Source organism: Pseudomonas sp. B21-019, assembly GCF_024749225.1.
Taxonomy (GTDB): Bacteria; Pseudomonadota; Gammaproteobacteria; order Pseudomonadales; family Pseudomonadaceae; genus Aquipseudomonas.
The window spans coordinates 4,720,057-4,738,466 of sequence record NZ_CP087193.1 but is presented as its reverse complement, the minus strand read 5'-3'; the positions used below and the strand labels follow the sequence as shown (position 1 = coordinate 4,738,466).

Annotated in this window: 21 protein-coding genes and 1 pseudogene; 14 read left to right on the top strand and 8 right to left on the bottom strand. The window is 54.8% G+C overall.

Features of this window, described 5'->3' with window-relative positions; translation table 11 throughout:
* Window positions 1-15 precede the first annotated feature (15 nt).
* The gene (locus LOY36_RS21065) at window positions 16-255 is read left to right on the top strand and encodes a hypothetical protein (protein ID WP_028939943.1); all 240 of its coding nucleotides are present in this window, start codon (window positions 16-18) and stop codon (window positions 253-255) included.
* A 45-nt stretch (window positions 256-300) separates the two neighbouring features.
* Here the strand turns inward: LOY36_RS21065 and LOY36_RS21060 are convergent.
* Window positions 301-582 (bottom strand): annotated as a pseudogene (locus LOY36_RS21060) (IS4 family transposase); the annotation flags it as partial.
* Window positions 583-706: 124 nt separating this feature from the next.
* Here LOY36_RS21060 and LOY36_RS21055 point away from each other — a divergent pair.
* The 7 genes from LOY36_RS21055 (at window position 707) to LOY36_RS21025 (ending at window position 6,078) form a co-directional block, all read left to right on the top strand.
* Complete coding sequence (locus LOY36_RS21055) at window positions 707-1,900, top strand: IS4 family transposase (protein ID WP_258670692.1); 1,194 nt, start codon at window positions 707-709, stop codon at window positions 1,898-1,900.
* Window positions 1,901-2,198: 298 nt separating this feature from the next.
* Entirely contained in the window at window positions 2,199-2,633 is a 435-nt protein-coding gene (locus LOY36_RS21050) for a hypothetical protein (RefSeq protein WP_258670690.1), read from the top strand.
* A 412-nt stretch (window positions 2,634-3,045) separates the two neighbouring features.
* Window positions 3,046-3,450, top strand: coding sequence for a hypothetical protein (locus LOY36_RS21045; RefSeq protein WP_258670686.1), 405 nt, complete (start codon window positions 3,046-3,048; stop codon window positions 3,448-3,450).
* A 196-nt stretch (window positions 3,451-3,646) separates the two neighbouring features.
* Window positions 3,647-3,871, top strand: a complete 225-nt coding sequence (locus tag LOY36_RS21040) for a hypothetical protein (RefSeq protein WP_258670683.1) — start codon at window positions 3,647-3,649, stop codon at window positions 3,869-3,871.
* A gap of 143 nt (window positions 3,872-4,014) precedes the next feature.
* Window positions 4,015-4,815 carry an immunity 49 family protein gene (locus LOY36_RS21035; protein ID WP_258670681.1) on the top strand — a complete coding sequence of 267 codons (801 nt, stop codon included), beginning with the start codon at window positions 4,015-4,017 and terminating at the stop codon, window positions 4,813-4,815.
* A 27-nt stretch (window positions 4,816-4,842) separates the two neighbouring features.
* Window positions 4,843-5,241 (top strand): hypothetical protein, encoded by a 399-nt coding sequence (locus LOY36_RS21030; RefSeq protein ID WP_258670678.1) that lies wholly within the window; start codon window positions 4,843-4,845, stop codon window positions 5,239-5,241.
* A gap of 276 nt (window positions 5,242-5,517) precedes the next feature.
* Complete coding sequence (locus LOY36_RS21025) at window positions 5,518-6,078, top strand: hypothetical protein (protein WP_258670676.1); 561 nt, start codon at window positions 5,518-5,520, stop codon at window positions 6,076-6,078.
* A gap of 146 nt (window positions 6,079-6,224) precedes the next feature.
* Here LOY36_RS21025 and LOY36_RS21020 read toward each other — a convergent pair whose 3' ends face one another.
* The gene (locus LOY36_RS21020; RefSeq protein ID WP_258670674.1) at window positions 6,225-6,971 is read right to left on the bottom strand and encodes a thioredoxin family protein; all 747 of its coding nucleotides are present in this window, start codon (window positions 6,969-6,971) and stop codon (window positions 6,225-6,227) included.
* Window positions 6,972-7,172: 201 nt separating this feature from the next.
* Between LOY36_RS21020 and LOY36_RS21015 the strand changes: the two genes are divergently transcribed.
* A complete protein-coding gene (locus LOY36_RS21015; protein ID WP_018929896.1) occupies window positions 7,173-7,565 on the top strand; it encodes a hypothetical protein in 393 nt (130 codons plus the stop codon).
* An 18-nt stretch (window positions 7,566-7,583) separates the two neighbouring features.
* Here the strand turns inward: LOY36_RS21015 and LOY36_RS21010 are convergent, their stop codons facing one another.
* Both LOY36_RS21010 and LOY36_RS21005 read right to left on the bottom strand, forming a co-directional pair.
* Window positions 7,584-8,453 carry a DUF6279 family lipoprotein gene (locus LOY36_RS21010; protein ID WP_258670671.1) on the bottom strand — a complete coding sequence of 290 codons (870 nt, stop codon included), beginning with the start codon at window positions 8,451-8,453 and terminating at the stop codon, window positions 7,584-7,586.
* Window positions 8,454-8,826: 373 nt separating this feature from the next.
* Window positions 8,827-9,015, bottom strand: coding sequence for a hypothetical protein (locus LOY36_RS21005; RefSeq protein WP_017337097.1), 189 nt, complete (start codon window positions 9,013-9,015; stop codon window positions 8,827-8,829).
* A 351-nt stretch (window positions 9,016-9,366) separates the two neighbouring features.
* Between LOY36_RS21005 and LOY36_RS21000 the strand changes: the two genes are divergently transcribed.
* From LOY36_RS21000 to LOY36_RS20990, 3 genes are all read left to right on the top strand, one after another.
* Entirely contained in the window at window positions 9,367-10,203 is an 837-nt protein-coding gene (locus LOY36_RS21000; protein ID WP_007942143.1) for a S1 RNA-binding domain-containing protein, read from the top strand.
* 419 nt (window positions 10,204-10,622) lie between these two features.
* Entirely contained in the window at window positions 10,623-12,068 is a 1,446-nt protein-coding gene (locus LOY36_RS20995; protein ID WP_019648041.1) for an NCS1 family nucleobase:cation symporter-1, read from the top strand.
* 165 nt (window positions 12,069-12,233) lie between these two features.
* Window positions 12,234-13,166 (top strand): DMT family transporter, encoded by a 933-nt coding sequence (locus LOY36_RS20990; protein ID WP_258670667.1) that lies wholly within the window; start codon window positions 12,234-12,236, stop codon window positions 13,164-13,166.
* Here the strand turns inward: LOY36_RS20990 and LOY36_RS20985 are convergent.
* The gene (locus LOY36_RS20985) at window positions 13,102-14,292 is read right to left on the bottom strand and encodes an MFS transporter (protein WP_258670665.1); all 1,191 of its coding nucleotides are present in this window, start codon (window positions 14,290-14,292) and stop codon (window positions 13,102-13,104) included. The genes LOY36_RS20990 and LOY36_RS20985 overlap by 65 nt on opposite strands.
* A 104-nt stretch (window positions 14,293-14,396) precedes the next feature.
* On the opposite strand from LOY36_RS20985, the gene ptrR reads away from it, so the two are divergent.
* Both ptrR and LOY36_RS20975 read left to right on the top strand, forming a co-directional pair.
* Complete coding sequence (gene ptrR, locus LOY36_RS20980) at window positions 14,397-15,290, top strand: putrescine utilization regulator PtrR (protein WP_258670662.1); 894 nt, start codon at window positions 14,397-14,399, stop codon at window positions 15,288-15,290.
* Between the two features lie 140 nt (window positions 15,291-15,430).
* Entirely contained in the window at window positions 15,431-15,559 is a 129-nt protein-coding gene (locus tag LOY36_RS20975) for a PA1414 family protein (RefSeq protein ID WP_007914492.1), read from the top strand.
* A 206-nt stretch (window positions 15,560-15,765) separates the two neighbouring features.
* Here the strand turns inward: LOY36_RS20975 and LOY36_RS20970 are convergent, their stop codons facing one another.
* The 3 genes from LOY36_RS20970 to LOY36_RS20960 all read right to left on the bottom strand — a co-directional run bounded on the left by LOY36_RS20970 (window position 15,766) and on the right by LOY36_RS20960 (window position 18,261).
* Window positions 15,766-16,017 (bottom strand): phosphopantetheine-containing protein, encoded by a 252-nt coding sequence (locus LOY36_RS20970; RefSeq protein ID WP_026345692.1) that lies wholly within the window; start codon window positions 16,015-16,017, stop codon window positions 15,766-15,768.
* A gap of 53 nt (window positions 16,018-16,070) precedes the next feature.
* The gene (locus tag LOY36_RS20965; RefSeq protein ID WP_258670660.1) at window positions 16,071-16,796 is read right to left on the bottom strand and encodes an MBL fold metallo-hydrolase; all 726 of its coding nucleotides are present in this window, start codon (window positions 16,794-16,796) and stop codon (window positions 16,071-16,073) included.
* An 85-nt stretch (window positions 16,797-16,881) separates the two neighbouring features.
* On the bottom strand, window positions 16,882-18,261 hold the full coding sequence (locus LOY36_RS20960) for a sodium:solute symporter (protein ID WP_007942152.1): 1,380 nt from the start codon (window positions 18,259-18,261) through the stop codon (window positions 16,882-16,884).
* Window positions 18,262-18,410 lie beyond the last annotated feature (149 nt).

Sequence of the window (18,410 nt, the reverse complement as noted above, 5' to 3'; positions counted from 1 at the left end):
CTGAGGGTAGCAACAATGGATCTTGAGCAGTTAGCCGATTATTTTTTCAAATATGCGCGTGAGCAGGGAAATCCATATGAGAAATTTCCTTTAGGAACTGAAGTGGATGAGTTTGGTGCTCCCTATATTGAGATTTCTGAAGCTGGGAAGCTGTCCATTGTTGCGAAAGATCGCGGTGAAGAATGTCTAAGAAAAGAAACGACGTCACCGGAAGTGTTGGCCAAATGGGTGTATGAGATTTTCAATAGGGAATAATAAAGCGACTTAAAGGTAAGAAATGGGGGCGGATTTGAATGGCACTTACCTAACATGTTTAGCGTGCCCATTTTTCCTGACATCCACCCTTGCTGACCGACGTGATTTGGTCAGCAAGGGGTAGGCTTGAGGTCTTCGTTTTATGGCTCGCGGCTCGATACGACCGGGTTGGTTTCCAACGCGCCTTTGAGCGATCAGCGTCAATAAATTTGACAGGCCATCCTCTTCGTCAGAGCCGCCATATTGTCGCAGCGCCAGCCATAGCTGAAGGCTGTGTTTGAAGCTCAGTTCGCGAGGTAAGCAGTCAGCTAATAGAGCCGATTGAGAAAAACGGGGACAGCCCCTGAGAAATCCCCGCTTTTTCCTACGAGAAATCAAGAAGTTGGGAATTGTAGAGACCTGCATGGGGCGGCAGCTTGTATTGCACCACACAAAAACAAGATCCGAACCCATGCAGGCCATCCGATTCTTACACAGCGCGCTCGCTCAAGCACTTCCCACTGTCCATTCTCGTCGTCTGAAAACATTGATGTGTTGTGTCAGCGCATTACTCCAAGGACGTCGGCTCACTCTGACGGGGCTTGGTCGATTCATGTCAGGCAAGGCTTACCCCAAACACGCCATCAAACGAGTAGATCGGTTGCTGGGTAATCGGCATCTGCAAACCGAGCGCTCGCTGTTTTACTGGGTCATGTTGCGAGCCTTGCTGGGGTCGCTGAGACATCCGTTGATCCTGGTCGATTGGTCGCCGATCGATGCGGCTGGAGAGTTCTTTTTGTTGCGCGCTGCCATTCCTTTGGCAGGACGTTCGTTCCCCATTTACGAGAGTGTTCATGAACGCGAGGGTTGTCCGAAATATCAAAAACGGTTGTTGCAAACCTTGGCCGAAATGCTCCCCAAAGACTGCGTTCCGATCCTTGTCGCTGATGCGGGTTTTCGCCGGCCATGGATCAAAGCCGTCGAGGCGAAAGGTTGGTATTACGTGGGGCGAGTGCGTAACCGGGACCTTTACCGCAACGACGCACACACTTGGCTGCCGGTTAAAAACCTCTACGCTCTGGCGTCGTCCTCACCGAAATCACTGGGTCAGATCGAGATGACCCAAAGTGCTCCGCACTTCATCCATTTGTACTGCGTCAGGCATTCGGCAAAGGGTCGTAAACACCAGCGTGTCACCGGTTCAATCGCTAAAAACAAACTCAGCAGACAATCGGCTAATCGTGAACGAGAGCCTTGGTTATTGGCCAGCAACCTGCCGGAGGATCAATGGAATCCATCGAGAATCGTGGCCATTTACAAGCAGCGTATGCAGATAGAAGAAGGCTTCAGGGATGTAAAAAACGAGTACTTTGGAGTTGGCGTGGCTCGCCATCGGAGTCACTGCCCGCACCGAATCGAAGTGCTTTTACTGATCTCAGCTTTGGCTAACTACATCATTTGTTTAACGGGGTTGCAGGCCCGTGAAGCGGGTCATGAACATCGCTTTCAAAGCAATAGCCTTAAACGCCGACGGGTGTTGTCGCTGTGGCGGCTGGGTTTGGAATACTGGCGTAGCGGACGCGGCTCGAACTCTCGAAAAACCTTGGAGAGACTTGAGCACGTATTGCGAGCCGAGGTACATCAACAGGCGCAGGCGCTGGGGTAGATTTGTGGGGATCCCTCAGGGTCTGTCCCCGTTTTCCCGCAGGTGTTAGAAATACTGTAGAAACAGACATGTTTCCAAGGCAGTTAAATAATGCGCTGCAAAACGGGACTGCCGTGATCGTGCAAGTTAAAGCTGGTGATGGTTGCCACTTTATGATTGTTGATAGTGTTCGGGCTGAGGGAGGCGCGACATATTATATGACGCGAGATTCATATACCGGGCCACGTGGTGTCATGGCCAGTATCTTGGATGGTGCAATGTCGCATGGTGTCAATGCTATCGTGATAGGTAAGTGATTATGGATGTTAGTGAACTGTATGGTCGTGATCAAATAGAGCAGTTAATAAAGAGTAGGGAATTGGTGGAGGTAACAGGCTGGCTTGTCGTTATTGATGCTGAGTTGTATGTGATCGAAGAGCGGTTTCCTGATCCATATAAGTCTGGTAAAAAGATAAAGATAGCGAATTCCGATATCGCATTTTCGGTTCGAGATAGTATCTCTCCTTTGGGAGGAGGGAAGAGTTTTGTTTTTCATCGGGTCAAGGTGATAGGCTCTTTTTCGGAGGGGGATGGTGCGGTATTTGAAGTAAAAGCTTTGTCGTTGGAAGATGAGCGCTCGGCGTTTATAGAAATTAATCTAAAGCCAGAGTATGTTGAGCTGGCTAAAAATAAATATCCTGACCTGATGAAGAAAACGTTTATTGATTCGAATGATTGGTTGGACTATTTTTAATTTTAATGGCGAGAGGTGCTGAGAAAGAAAAGTGGGGAGGGCGCGCTTTTGGAGATGGCAGTCCCCCTATAGCGAACTCAGTGTTTATGACGCGCCGCTTTGACAGATATTTTCTCATCAGTCGACCATACGCTTTAAAGGGCATTCAGACGTGAAAAGAGTCAGAAAAGGAGTCAGAAAAGGGGACGGATTTATTTGTTTGGCTCGTGCGGTGGCTAGGAAATAAATCTGTCCCCTTTTCCCTTAACTGGGGCACCCTTTGTTCAGGCGGATGAGGTCTTAAAAACAGCAACGGCGGTGACCCCGGATAGGATGGCTGGATTCTATCGTTATACGAATGGTTCGATGGAGATGGTTTATAATCCTGTAACTAAAGAAGTTTGGCATATTCAGCCTTTAAGGTGGTTTATAAATGTGTGAAATCACCCTGCAGATTATTTATTTCTTATTTTTGCATCAAAAAGGAAGGCGGCTTCCTGTTCTAGAATTCTGCATAAATTATATCGATGGGAGCTTCGTTTTTTCGGAGGATTTTGTCCGTAACGAGCCTGCCATGTACCAGGAGCTTTTCTCTTCAGAGTGCAACGGTTATGTGCTAAATTTGCTGAAAAATCTGATGGCGGAGATGAAGGTGTTAACTTTTGAGGGTTCAGAAGATATTTTAGATGGGCTGGAGTTTATCCAGAATGTTGGCGCAACGGCGTTGTGGAAGTTTAATTGTGATATGGCTTCTGAGATGGAGAGCTTTGTCAGGGAGTTCGACCGGTTGGATGTTATTGGGGAAAGAGAAAGATTGTATTTGTTAACGCAATCTTAATGATGCAAAGACTAAAGAGGGTGGATTTATTTGAGTGCGCATAGAGAGCTCCCAAATAAATCTGCCTACTTTGTAATACGCCTTTTACAGGAAGATGGAGCCCGCTTTTGGCGAAGCTGGGTTGTTCAAATGGCGGATTGAATACGACGTCGCGAGGTTTCAATCCAGCCACTGGACCGTCGAAAGGGAAATAGCAATGAACACCGAAAATTTAACACCTGAACTCGCGTATCTTGCAATGTATGAATTTCTAGTAGATGTGTATAAGCGAACAAAGTCGGATGAGTTGGGTTCACTGTTGGGCAGTATGAGTTATCTTGCAGATGGTGAGACTGCCGATCCCGCAGTTTGGAAGGATTGGATGCGCTGCTTGAACGAAGTCTTGGCAGGGCAAGGCGATGCGCAACTGAAACTGGAGTGATTTTTGTCTAGGGAATTTGCATAGGAAAGGCTAGGAAAGGGGACGGATTTATTTGTTTGGCTCGTGCGGTGGCTAGGAAATAAATCCGTCCCCTTTTCCTGTTGGTCAATTAATAATGGCGAAGTTGAAGTGAGGTTGTTGGGGTGAATTCATTTGAGAGTTATGGTCCGGGGAAGGCGAGGGCTAAAGACAGGCTGGAGCACACCAAATCCCATCTAGATGGTGGGTTTGATGTGGATGGCTATATAGTCAATATTGAAAGCAATCAAGGTAATCCTGTTGCATGTGCAGGAAGGCTTTCGTCGTATGCTTTCGCGAAAGGCATATATGCGTGGTTTGAAGGCGCCGATCTTGAGGTTATGAAAAACTGGTTTTACGTCTCTGGATGTCTGCATAAATACCAGTTTATGCTTCAAAGCGATAAAATGAATTTGCTTCCAAAAACAATGGACTTTATGAGGGCGCTTGTCTCGGATAATGCTTCACTTATTGACTGGTTTTGTCACTGTAGTGAAATTATTGACGAAAAAAGAGTTCAGTCGACGACAACCGCAGATTTTTTAGCCTACCAGATAATCTTGGCAGTTAAAGGGGACTTTTCTCAATTAGTCGAGCGTTGCTTGCGGATGAGTGCCAATCCACCAAAAGGGCCGAAAAAAATGTTTTTTCTGGATAATGATTTCTTTATGGCGCTTGCGAACGGTGATGTAGCTGGAATGGAGGCTGCTTTGATAGAGTTAAGCTCGCCGGCTTCAATAAAGAAAAGACTCAGTATTGAAAGTGGCTTTTCCGAAGGTCTGATTTCTACTTTTGGCGTGATTTATGCCAAAATTGCCTGGCGTCATGGTTATGAAGTCCGGGTTGACACACCTTACATACCTGTTGAGTGGCTTCCGGTTAAACCCCTGGCTAATTACAATCCAATTTACAGTTTTCTGAAGTGAGCTTCTAATTGGCTCGGGAGCGTTATTATGAATAATCAGCCGGAGCAAGCGATACTTCGAAGTCGGCTATTTGAGTCCTTAGTGCAAAGATATGGCGCTGTATTGATTCCAGGTCAATATGGTGGAGACTTCAATAACGATCAGTTGGGATTCTCTGAGGTCGATGGGGAAGTGACTTTGCTTCTTGGATTGAAGATTCTTGATGATGACGGTGGGTTGCAGTTAGATAATTCATCTTTAGGCCCACATGTGCAATATTCGACATCCTGGTTAAAAGCCCTGGTTCAATGTCTGAAACTTGACTCTGAGACTATTGGATATTCTATGAAGATAGAGGCTGCAATGAGTAGGGGGGCTTTGGTGGCAGGTGTAATCTGTATGAATGGTAAGTCTCAAGAAATAAAAATGTTGCGCGTTGCAGTGTGATCACCAGTGCCGCCACTACGGGTAAAGATACGCAGAGCAATGGAGCTTTGAGCGGAAAAGTAGAAGAAGGTACGGATATATTTGTTTAGTTTTATGAAAAACGGGGACAGACCACGTTTATCCTGAGAATGGCAAAAAATGGGGCGGTGCCTTGTTCTTACTCTATATGCGATTGGACCTTAAAGGTCTGCATACGGAGAATTCAGAATTTATGAAACTCCGCTTTGACAGATATTTTCTCATCAACTGAACATACGCTTTAAAGGATATTCAGACGTGAAAAGAACCACATTACTAGCACTCACCCTGATTCTGGCATTACCGGGCTGCCATTCCAACGTCCGGGACTCTTCCCCCAGCCTGTTGACGGACGGTATTCAGCTGCACCAGAACAAAGTGGCCGTCGATGCGCAACACGCCAAGATCATCATGAAAGCATCAGGTAGCACTACCCCGGTAGAGTTCTCGATCCTTCGCGCAGCGGATCCCGACAAGCGTATGGAGGTGCTTGGAACCGTGGTGGACTCAGGTCAGGGCAAGGTCTTCGGCTGGATCGCCAAACTCAACGAAGCGGCCAACAGCGCCACGCTTAAACGCTTCCCGCAGCTGGAAGTGCAGGCGGATGTCGATCAGCCATTCCAGGTGTCGGGTTATTCGAATGGCGCGGGTGTTGGGAGTATCTATAGCTGCGGCCCGATCAAAACCACTTTCACACCAGAAAGAAGCAAGGTCTATTTGGTGGAGTTCCAGTTTGTTGGTAGCCGCTGTGAGCAGCATGTCTACGATATAACTCAGCTTCAGGAACGCATTCCCGTGAAGAGCATGCCTTCTGCGTAAAGGACACTCAGTTATTTGTAATCACTAGGCAAATTGGGCGACCCATATATCTATCCATGGGTGGAATCTCTGTCATAGATAGGGACTCTTTGTGGTTGGGTTGCCAAACCCGGTCGCCTTTTGGGCTACCGGGCTGACTATAGTCTTCATCCTTCAGCATTCCCCCCATGGCAGCAACTAGCTGACACCTTGTCTTCATACCGATCGTGATGCCTCACCCAATCCATGATCTCCTCTTCATTACGCCCCTTAGGCGTGAGGTCGAGGTAGTTGTAGGCGCCGACCAGCAAATCCAGGCCGCGGGCATACGTAGAATAGGTATGGAAAATCTCCCCCGCTTCGTTGCGATAAAACACGCTAAGCCCTGGAAGTTCTTCCTCAACGCCGTCAGTTTTTTCGTAGTTGTAAGTCGCTTTCCCGGCGGTGACGTCTTCGGCCCGGGCGCAGACACCGAAGTCGTAGTTGAAGTCGCAGCCTTCAGATGAGACCCAATCGAATTTCCAGCCCATGCGCTGTTTGAACGGTTGGAATTCGGCGAACGGTGCGTGGGAAACCGCGACCACGGCGACGTCGTGGTGGGCCAGGTGTTGGTTGGCGCCGTCGATGTGGTCGGAGAGGAACGAGCAGCCGGGGCAGCCTTCGTCCCAGCCGGCGGCGAACATGAAGTGGTAGACGATCAACTGGCTGCGGCCGCCGAACAGGTCGGTCAGGCTCAGTTCGCCGTTGGGGCCCTGAAAGCGGTAGGGTTTGTCGATTTTTACCCAGGGCAGGGCGCGGCGTTCGGCGCTGAGTTTGTCTCGTTCTTTGGTGAAGGCTTTTTCGTGGGCCAGGTGTTGTTTGCGGGCCGCGACCCATTCTTCCCGGGACACGACCGGATGATTCTGTATGTTCATGCTGATTTCTCCTGCTTGCTGTGGCGATAGTCGATCCGCGCAGAGGGGTAAACCGTCTTACACAGCCTAGTCGTTTGGCCTGCGCTCAAATCGACAGGCCGCCGGTCGGTTGGGGGAAAGAACTCGGCTGAACGGCTGCACTCCCTGTCGGTCACAACCTATGAAGGCCATTTCACTCGTGGGCACTGGAGGTTGATCAGGATGACGACTTATAACTGGGATTTGATCGAGCATTTACTGCACGAAGTGCAGAACAGTGCTGGCCGCAGTTTCACTCCACGGCCTTATGCCGAGCAGTATGCGGCGGCGAAAGCCTCCGCGGGCGAGCCGTTCGAGAATCTGGATCGCCTGAAAACGATGGCCGGTGAGTACGAAAAAATATTACTGTTGCGGGGGTATATCGAGCCTCGGCCGGAGGATCAGGGTGGCAATGGCGAGAATTACATTTTGACACCCCGGGGCTCGAGTTTGTTGAGCCTGATCGACAGCAGCATCCCGGGAAATGAGCATCCGCGCCAGGTGCTGGATGAGCAGGAAGATGCGCTGGATGAATTGACGTTTGATGAAGTGGCGTCGAAGGCTCAGATTGCGTGAAGCTTGCAGCTTTAGAACCTATCCTCGTTGCGCCGCTTTCAGACACTTCAAATCAGTGAAATCCTTGCGCATGTCCTCAATCTTTTGCAGCAACCGTTGACGCTGAAACGGCGTGCTCTCGGCCATCAAGTCCACCAGCAATGCCCGAGCCTGGGCTTCGGTGTTGGCATAGGCCACACGGTAAGCGGGGGTCCATAAACTCTCGCGATCAACCAGAAGTGTCTCGATTTGCTGTGGGAATTGCGGACTCTGACGTTGCGCTACCGCCGCGCTGAATTGCTGTTGCCAATGGACGCGGTTGGCAATCCATTCCTTGTTCTGATCCCCCAGGGCGTTCGACCAGGCCATCACCCGTTGCTGTTGGGTTGGGCTGAGTGGTCCGAGCCAGGCATTCAGGCGTTTTTCCATGCGCTTGCTTCGCTCTTTGATCTGTTGCTCTAGAGGTGGCTTGAGGTATTCCTCCTGGCGTTTGCGCAGGTCCTTGGCGAAAGCGTCGTTCATTTCCGCGACTTGCTTGTCATCCAGCCCTTGCAACAGTTCGATGGCCGATGGGGTGATTTCCCGGGCGGTTTCGGCGATGGCTTGTTTGGCTTCCTGGGTACGGGCTTGCAGCTCAGAGTCGGTGATCTGGTTGGTCTCGATCATGGTCTGTAAACGATTCAGCCAGTCGAGGTAACCGGGTAATTGTGTGGTGCAGTGCCAGCGCAGGTGTTCCTTGAGCCGCTCGTTCAACCAGTCTTTTTGCTGGCGGTTCATGTCCAGGTAGTCGCTGAGCGTCCAGGGAATGATCACGTCGAGGTTGCGGTAAGCCAGACCCACGCGGGTGCAGGCGGCGATGGTGAGGCTGAGCGTGAGGATGACGGTGATCTGTTTCAGCCAATGAGACATGGCGAGTCCTTGCGAAGACCTGGCTTCTTATTGGGTTCTCTTATGTGATCGTGGGGCGAGCCCGGCAGTTCAGCCGATTAGCCCAATTCGCGCTGGAAGACTTGCGCATGGGCGACCGAACACCACAACAGGCTGGCGAGCAGGAAAAGAGAGGGTTTGAGCATGCGTCACTCCATGAGCTGCGAGGAGCAGGTGGTGAAAACCTGCTGAAAGGCTTGATCCAGACACGTGCAAGCATACCGGCGAATGTTCGGCATCGAGGGCCGTTCGTCGATTGTTGAAATATTGATTTGTTTTATGGGGTGTTGCTGGAGGGTTCCAGTCCAAGCGCTTCGAAGCTCAAAGCGCTTAGGGACCAGTTAAAGCGGGGGAATTACTTTTTGCCCAGCGTGATCTGCTTGGACGGGCCGAACGTCTGGCCGCTGACGCCTTTGGCAATTTGCTGGATCTCGCCACCGGACTTGAGGAACGCAGCGATCTGATTGTTGATCGATTCACTGGTTTCAACGGCTGGAGCTGGCTTTGCTTTGCTGTTGGATGCTTTTACACGCATGGCGGCCATTAACCTGTAGAAATTAACTTGGCCAGGCATCGTACAGGAAATACTTGACAATTGCTTGGTAAATATCCTCCCGAAATACACACGGCAGGTGCGCGAATAATCGCAAGTTATTATTTGGAATAGTCCCCTAAGCTGCTGTTTTAACTAAAAACCTCAGTGGAAAAATAGTGCTTTTCGGATGGGCTGGCCACGGTCCAGACCGCCCGAACGGCCTGACGAGCGGCCAAACACGCCCGCCAAACCCAGGGAAATTAGGGCCTTGCGCGGATTTTCTCGCGCCACCGGGCCGGCCCGCCGAACGCCGCCCGCAAAACCGGGTAGAATGCCGCCCACGCAATGAGGGTATTGGACATGGCTTTAGTCGGGCGCTACAACAGTTTGCAAGTGGTTAAACACACTAACTTCGGTTTATATCTGGACGGTGGCGCGGATGGCGAAATCCTTCTGCCTAATCGTTATATTCCCAAAGATATTCCCAGCGAAGATGAAGATTGGCTCAACGTTTTTATTTATCTGGACAGCGATGACAAACTTATCGCCACCACCGAAAAGCCGAAAGTTCAGGTCGGTGAATTCGCCAGTTTGAAAGTCGTTGAAGTCAACAGCATCGGCGTGTTCCTGGATTGGGGCTTGCCGAAGGATCTGCTGCTGCCGTATTCCGAAGAAAAGCGCCAGATGACCGCCGGCGAATATGTCGTGGTGCACGTCTACCTCGACAAACACACCCGGCGCATCACCGCGACGGCACGTCTGGACCGTTACCTGGACAAGACGCCGGCCAACTACACCCCGGGCCAGGAAGTTGATTTGCTGGTAGCCGAAGCGACCGATATGGGCTTCAAGGCAATCATCAACAACAAGCACTGGGGCTTGATCCACAAGAACGAAATCTTCAAGTTCATGCGCGCCGGTAAAGAAGAGAAGGGCTTTATCAAAGAAGTCCGTGCCGACGGCAAGATCAGCTTGAGCCTGCAACCGGTGGGCGAAGCCGCCGCCACCAGTCTGAACTCGAAGATTCTCGCCAAGTTGCGCGACAACAACGGCACCCTGCCAGTCAGCGACAAGAGCGACCCGACGCTGATCAGCAGTATGTTCGGTGTCAGCAAGGGCAACTTCAAAAAGGCCATCGGTGCGTTGTACAAGAACGGCCAGATCGTCATTCACGCTGATCGTATCGAACTCAGCTGACCTTACGCCGGCCCCCGTAGGAGCTGCCGCAGGCTGCGATCTCTTTTAAAGTCAAAAGATCGCAGCCTGCGGCAGCTCCTACGGTAGCCGTTGGACGCAAAAAAACCGGGCTCACCACGAATTTCATGTGCGAGCGAGCCTGCTCGCGATCGACTGCGTAGCAGTCACCCATCTCTTTGTATACATAACGTCCTGCACCGTTTGCAGGCGCGGACGCCCTGTTCATGGGCATTATCACCCCCTCTACGTCTTGAAGGTTGTGCTCTGAACAGGGCCGAAAGCCAGATTTGTCACACCTTTAGATCGTATGGCACGCATTCTGCGTAGTAACTCGTATACAAACCATGCCGGCTCCCGTACGCAGTGTGGTCGCCGCATCAATCTCGGGGGCCGCGCCTGTACTTTCGAGGAGCCCCGCGATGACCGAACAATTGCCCAACGGCTACAGCCCACGCCTGTATAACCAGGACCTGGGGCCGCTGCCGCAGAAATGGAATTGGTACAACATCTTTGCCTTCTGGATGAGCGACGTGCACAGCGTCGGCGGCTATGTGTTCGCCGCCAGCCTGTTTGCGCTGGGGTTGGCGAGTTGGCAGGTGTTGATTGCCTTGCTCGGCGGGATTTGCATCGTGCAGTTGATCGCCAACCTGGTGGCCAAGCCGAGTCAGCAAGCCGCGGTGCCTTACCCGGTGATCTGCCGACTGGCGTTCGGGGTGTTCGGGGCGAATATTCCTGCGGTTATTCGCGGCCTGATTGCGGTGGCCTGGTACGGGATTCAAACGTACCTGGCGTCCAGTGCACTCATCATCGTCGTGCTGCGGTTTTTTCCTTCGATGGCGACCTACGCCGAACCGCACTTTGCCGGTTTGTCCTACCTCGGCTGGTTCGGTTTCCTCAGCCTGTGGTTCGTCCAGGCGCTGGTGTTCTGGACCGGCATGGAGTCGATCCGCCGCTTCATCGACTGGGCCGGCCCCGTGGTCTATGGCGTGATGTTCCTGCTCGCCGGCTGGATCGTCTGGCAGGCCGGCTGGAGCAACATCAGCTTCACCCTGGCGGAGAAATCCCTGTCTGGCTGGGAAGCCTTTGGCCAGGTGATCGTGGCAACGGCATTGGTGGTGTCGTACTTTTCCGGTCCGACCCTGAACTTCGGTGATTTCAGTCGCTACTGCCGCAGCATGAATGACGTGCGTCGCGGCAATTTCTGGGGGCTGCCGGTAAACTTTCTGGCGTTCTCGCTGGTGACCGTGGTGATCGTTTCCGGCACCTTGCCGGTGTTCGGTGAAATGCTTCACGACCCGATCGCCACCGTGGCGCGCATCGACAACAGCGTGGCGGTGCTGCTCGGCGCCTTTGCCTTTGTCACCGCGACCATCGGCATCAACATCGTCGCCAACTTTGTGTCCCCGGCGTTCGACTTCGCCAACGTCGCCCCGAGCAAAATCAGTTGGCGTGCGGGTGGCATGATCGCCGCCGTGGCATCGATCTTCATTACCCCGTGGAATCTGTTCAACAACCCTGAAGTGATTCACTACACCCTCGACGTGCTGGCGGCGTTCATCGGCCCACTGTTCGGGATTCTGCTGGTGGATTACTACCTGATCAAAAAGCAGCAGATCGACGTCGATGCGCTGTTCAATGACGGCCCGAGCGGGCGTTATTACTACAGCGGCGGGATCAACTGGACGGCGGTCAAGGCGTTGATTCCAGCCACCCTGATGGGCGTTGCGATCACTTTCATCCCGGTGTTGCAGCCGATGGCCAACTTCGCCTGGTTCACCGGCTGCTTCCTCGGCGGCGTCCTGTACTTCGCGCTGGCCAGGCGAGAGCAGGCACAGCAATCGGCGGCTCTGGTCATCGCTGGATGACGTACGTGGCGATTTAAAGGTCTTTTGCAGGCACCTTTTTCTGTCCATCTGGTTAATAATCGACAGCATAATTTTTCGCCCCGGCACCCTCTGTTCAGCAGGAACGCCGGGGCTTTGCTTTTACTGTCGAGTCACTGCCATGGATTGTGTTGTCGAGGTGTTCCGGTGAGCGCCACCCGGCGTAGCGCCGATGGGTTTGCCCTGCAAGTGATGGTCGGGCTGTGCCTGATCTGGGGTGTGCAACAGGTGATGATCAAATGGGCGGCGCCCGACATCGCTCCGGTCATGCAGGCGGCGGGGCGGTCGGGTATTTCCGCGTTGCTCGTAGGATTGTTGATCTGCTGGAAGGGCGGCTGGGATCAGGTCGGGACTACCTGGCGCGGCGGCTTGCTGGCCGGCGCGTTGTTTGGCCTGGAGTTCTTCTTCATTGCCGAAGGTCTGCAACTGACCACGGCGGCGCACATGTCGGTGTTTCTCTACACCGCGCCGATCTTTACCGCGTTGGGCGTGCATTGGTTGCTGCCGAGTGAGCGTTTAAGACCGGTGCAGTGGCTGGGGATTTTTCTGGCGTTCATTGGCATTGCCATTGCGTTTGCCGGTGGGGTGTCCTGGGACAATCTTGACCACCGCATGTTGATGGGCGATGCCCTGGGTGTACTGGCCGGCGCGTCGTGGGGCGCGACCACCGTGGTTGTGCGTGCCTCGCGTCTGTCGGAAGCGCCAGTGACCCTGACGCTGTTTTATCAACTGATCGTCGGCTTCGTCGGCCTGCTGCTGATCGCGATCCTCAGCGGTCAGGTCACCCATGTCAGCCTGACCACGGTGGCGGTGGCCAGCGTGCTGTTTCAGGGATTGGTGGTGTCGTTCTTCAGTTACCTGACGTGGTTCTGGCTACTGCGCCGTTACCTGGCGTCGAACCTCGCGGTGTTTTCGTTCATGACGCCGTTGTTCGGCGTCACGTTCGGCGTGGTGCTGCTGGGTGAAGAGCTGAGCCTGAACTTTGTGATCGGCGCGGTACTGGTTTTGCTCGGGATCACTTTTGTGAGCGCAGAGCAGTGGGTGCGCCGTCGTTTGCGCAAAGCACTTGGGCAACCCTGATCGGGCGCAGCAGCAAACCTGCGGCAATGATAAAACCGCCGCCGGCGATCACCAGCGCGGGTTGCAAGCCACCGCTGAAATGGCTGCTCAACGCGGCTAGCAACGGCCCGCTGAACTGACCCACGGCGAAGCACGCGGTCAGCAGCCCGGCATTGCGCTGGGTGGCGTGGGGCGCCAGTTCCCGGGAGCGCTGCATCACCAGTTGCATGCAGGCCAGGAACGGCCCGCCACACAGAATCACCCCCAGTGCCAGGCCGGCACCGCTGCCCAACATGCAAGCAAACACCCCGGCGGCCTGTAGCCATAGCGTCACCATCAGCCAATGACGAGTTGCGTTCGGGTTGTGCCGACGCAGGCTCACCAACACGACCCCGACCGCCGCCGCCAGACCAAAGCACGGCCAGAACAGATCGGCTTGCCATTGCCCATGGAACTGCGCGCTGGCCATTTGTGAGAGGAAAGTGGCCGGGATGATGTAGCCCAGACCGTACAACCCATAGATTACCGGTAAGCGTCCGACGCCTTGGGCGGCCGACTTGGTGGCAAGCGGTGTCACCCTTGAAGTGGCGGCCGGCTGCGGCAGGAACGGCAGAATCGCCAGCAGCATCACCAGCCCGACAGCGGCATACACCAACCACAAGGTCGCGGATGTTTGCCCCAGCAGGTTCGAGCCCAAGGCCAACAACCCTGTCAGAAAAATCCCCAGACCCGGTCCGGCAAACACCAAGGCGCCGAGTCGCGGACGACCGGCCGCCGCTGCCAGCGGTTGGCTCAACGCGGTAATCATCACCAGCACCCAGGCACTGGCCACGCCCGTGCCGAAACGCAGCGCCAGATGCGCCCAGAACCCGTTGGCCCAGAACGAGGCCAGGGTCAGCAATACACACAACCACAAACCGCCGAGCAGGCGCCTGCGAACCTGATCGGGGCGACGGGCGAACATCGCATCCACCGCGCCGACGAAGTAACCAAGGTAGTTGGCGGCGGCAATCAGACCAGCGGCAGTCAGGTCGATCTGACCCTCGCTGAGCAAGTGCGGCAGTTGTGGGGTGAGGGCGAAACGCCCGATGCCCATGGCCATCATCAGGGCGACAAAGCTGGCGGTTAAGCGAATCAGCGGGGACATGGTCTGAGTTCCGTTTCGAGGATCAATGACCGTCAGGCTAGGACTGATTGACTTTCTTTAAAAATGAATAATAGTGAGAAACTTGTTCTGATTTGGAGAATGGCGTGGAATTCAGCCAATTGCGGATCTTCCAGGCAGTGGCGGAGGAGGGGTCCATTACCCGAGCCGCCGAACGCCTGCATCGCGTGCCCTCCAACCTGTCGACCCGGCTTAAACAGCTCGAAGAGCAACTCGGTGTCGAATTGTTCGTGCGCGAGCGTCAGCGTTTGCAGTTGTCGCCTGCGGGAAAAGTCCTGCTGGACTACACCGCCAAGCTGTTCGCCTTGCACGACGAAGCCCACGCGGCGGTGCAGGGCGGGCAACCGGCCGGGGATTTTGTACTGGGCACCATGTACAGCACCGCCGCGATTCACTTGCCAGAGCTATTGGCGCTTTATCACCGGCGCTACCCGGCGGTGAATCTGCAAGTGCAGTCGGGGCCCAGCGGCGAATTGCTCGAAGGGCTGCTCACCGGGCGCCTCGATGCGGCACTGGTGGACGGTCCGCTGGAACTGGCCGGGCTCGATGGCGTGCCGTTGTGCGACGAACGGTTGGTGTTGATCAGCGAGGCCGATCATCCGCCGGTGCGCAGTGCGCTGGATGTCGAAGGGCGTTCGGTGTTTACGTTTCGCCAGGGCTGTTCCTACCGAATGCGCCTGGAAGCCTGGTTTGCCCATGACCATGCGGCGATGGGCCGGGCCATGGAGATCGAGTCTTATCCGGGAATGCTGGCCTGCGTGATTGCCGGCTCTGGCGTGGCGCTGATGTCGGAGTCGATGCTCGCCAGCCTGCCGGGGCGTGAAAGCGTGGCGTTGCACCCGTTGGCCGAGCCGTTTGCCAGCGCGACCACCTGGCTGATGTGGCGCAAAGGCATGGTCGGGGCCAATTTGAATGCGTGGATCGAGCAGCAGCAGGCGGTGTATCCGTCGGCAACGGTCCAGGCCCAGGCAAATGTTTGAACGAACGTCCAAGGATTTGGATCAATTCAGTAACAGATCATTGCGATCTTGAGCGAGCATTGCGTAGGACTTCGGACTATTATCAGTGCGAAGGGGCTACAGAACTTCGGCCGCTCGGCACGACCCTGAAGGGGGGCATCATGAAAGAGAAAATCCAAAACTGGCTGCATGACCTGGGTGTCGCACTCGGTTTGATTGAACCGCCTCTGCAACCGGTGCCAATTCGCACTGATGACGAACAACGTCGCCGCCAGCAGCGCCGTCGGTAAACGCCTGGGCCTATTTGGTTAGCTGGCTTGTTGTGGCGAGGGGGCTTGCCCCCGTTCGGCTGCGAAGCAGTCGTAAACCGGCGCACCGCATTCTGTCTGATACGCTAGGCTGAATGGTTTTGGGGCCGCTTTGCGGCCCAACGGGGGCAAGCCCCCTCACCACAGGTAATTGCATCCGCCACAAAAAATGTATTTAGCAATCCGTTTCAATACCGCCCAATCTCAATCAAAAACCGGGTCAAGTCATTCGCCGTCCTGGCCGTCTTGAGTATCCGGTCTTCTTCGGCGGTAAACGCCGTCAACCCCAACTGATCCTCCAGACGGAAGATCAGCTCTTCAATATCCTCTTTGTCCAATCCCAACTGCATCAGGTTGGTGTTGTCGTCGAAGTCATCCTGGTTTTCCAGCAGGCGGCGGATGCGACGATGCACGGCGGCGCGAACGGCGGCTCTTGTCATGAGGTCCTTCTTCGAGAACGTTATGAGGTCCCTGACGCTGAGTACAGCAGGCTTCAGGCGTGTCGGCGCTGCCACTCGTCAATCATCGAGCGCAGATACTTCCCGGAAAAACTCCCGAAATGCCCGCCGTGCACCGTGCGGATCGGCATCGCGCGCAAGCGTTGCAGGCTGCGGGCGTAGTCATTGAGGTTGGAGTGGTAGGCGTTTTCGATCAGCGGCCCGTCGTAGATGATGTCGCCACTGAACAGGGTTTCAGTCGCCGCTTCATACAGGCTGATGCCACCGGGTGAATGACCCGGCGTGTGCAGCACTTGCAGGACCCGATTACCGAGATCGAGCACGTCGCCGTCTTCGATAAAACCGGTGGCCGGCGCGGCTTTGACCCGGTATTCGGCGTAGCACAATGGGCAGTCGGGGTGAGCCTCGAACATGTCGTCACCGACGAAAGCCTTGCTCAGGGTGTTGTCTCCGTCGGGCTCGGCGAGGATCTGCGCTTCGGCCGGATGCACCAGCCGTTCGGGGAACTCGTGATGGCCAGCGATGTGGTCGAAATGGCAATGGCTGGCCACCGCTACCAGCGGTCGTTCGGTGAGCCATGGCAATTGCTCGCGCAGGCTGACCAGCCCGGAACCGCTGTCCAGCAGCAAGTCCTTGTCGCGGCCCTGAATGTGCCAGAGGTTGCAGCGGTAAAAAGGCCGAATGTATGGCTCGTGAATCAGGCGGATACCGTCGCTGAGCTGTTTGACCTCGAACCACTGATCGCGGCTGACGATCTTCATGGGCAAATTCCTTCAGGCGAAAAAAAACGGGTGTGGCAACCGACGCCACACCCGCCGAAGAAAGCATCAGGTCGTTATAGAAATCTTAGGCAGCGCTCGCCACTACGGCCGGGCGACGGGACAGAAGGCTGACCACCACGAAACTCACCAGGCCCACGCCGAGGCTGTAGTAGATCGGAGTATTGGCGTCCATACCGTCCTTGATCATGAACAACAGCGCAGTGGCAAAGCCCAGGCCCATGCTGGCGATGGCGCCGGCTGTGGTTGCGCGTTTCCAGAAGATCGCGCCGATCAGCGGGATCAGCATGCCGCCCACCAACAGGTTGTAAGCCAGGGTCAGCGCGCTGATCACGTCATGTACGACCAGAGCGATGCCGAGTACGACGATGCCGGTCAACAGGGTGAACAGGCGGTTCATGCCCAGGCTCGACTGTTTGCCTCCACGCAGTTTCGGCAGCAAGTCTTCGGTCAGTGTGGTGGCAGCGGCGAGCAGGCCGGCGCTGGCAGTGGACATCATGGCCGCCAGGGCCGCGGCGATCACCAGACCACGGATACCGTCCGGCAGGGACAGTTTGACGATGGCGGCGAAAGCGTTGTTGACGTTGTCCAGGTCCGGGATCAGCACGTGAGCGGCCATGCCGATCAGGGCGCAGGCCAGGCCGTAAAGGATGCAGTAGAAGCCTGCGAAGGTACCGGCGACCTGAGCCACTTTGGCGCTCTTGACGGTGAACACACGCTGCCAGATGTCTTGGCCGATCAGGATCCCGAAGAAGTAGATCATGAAGTAGGTGATGATGGTGTCCCAGCCAATCGTGGTGAAGCTGAAGGCAGTGGCCGGCAGTTTCAACACCAATTCATCCCAGCCGCCAACGCGGTACAGGCAGATCGGCAACAGGATGAACATCAGGCCCACGGTCTTGATCACGAACTGGACGATGTCGGTCAAGGTCAGGGACCACATGCCGCCGATCGCAGAGTAGATCACAACCACGCCACCGCCGAGCAATACCGAGACCCAGAACGGCAGGCCGAACAGCACTTGCAGCACGGTGCCGATTGCCAGGATCGAAACTACGCCGATCATCAGCGCATACGCCAGCATAATCACCGCGCTCGCGGAGCGGGCCATCGGGTTGTAGCGTTTTTCCAGCACTTGGGTAACGGTGTAGATTTTCAGTTTCAGCAGCGGTTTGGCGAGGAACAGGTTCAGCGCCACGATCCCGCAGCCGAGTGCCGCGCACAGCCAGAAACCGGAGATGCCATGGACGTAGCCCAGGCGCACGGTGCCGACAGTGGACGCGCCGCCCAGAACGGTGGCGGCCATGGTGCCCATGTACATGCTCGGGCCGAGGTTGCGACCGGCGACCAAAAAGTCTTCGTTGGTCTTGGCCTTGCGCATGCCGTAATAGCCGAGCATCAGCATCGCGGCGGCGTAGATGAGTACGACGAATAAATCCAAAGCCATGATGGCGTGTCTCCGATTGTCTTTTTTATGGTGAGGCTGAATAGCAGTGATGCGATGGAACACTTAATTGTGGCGAGGGGGCTTGCCCCCGTTGGGTCGCGAAGCGGCCCCAAAACCTGATAGCGCGGTTCTTCAGTCAGAACCGGTTG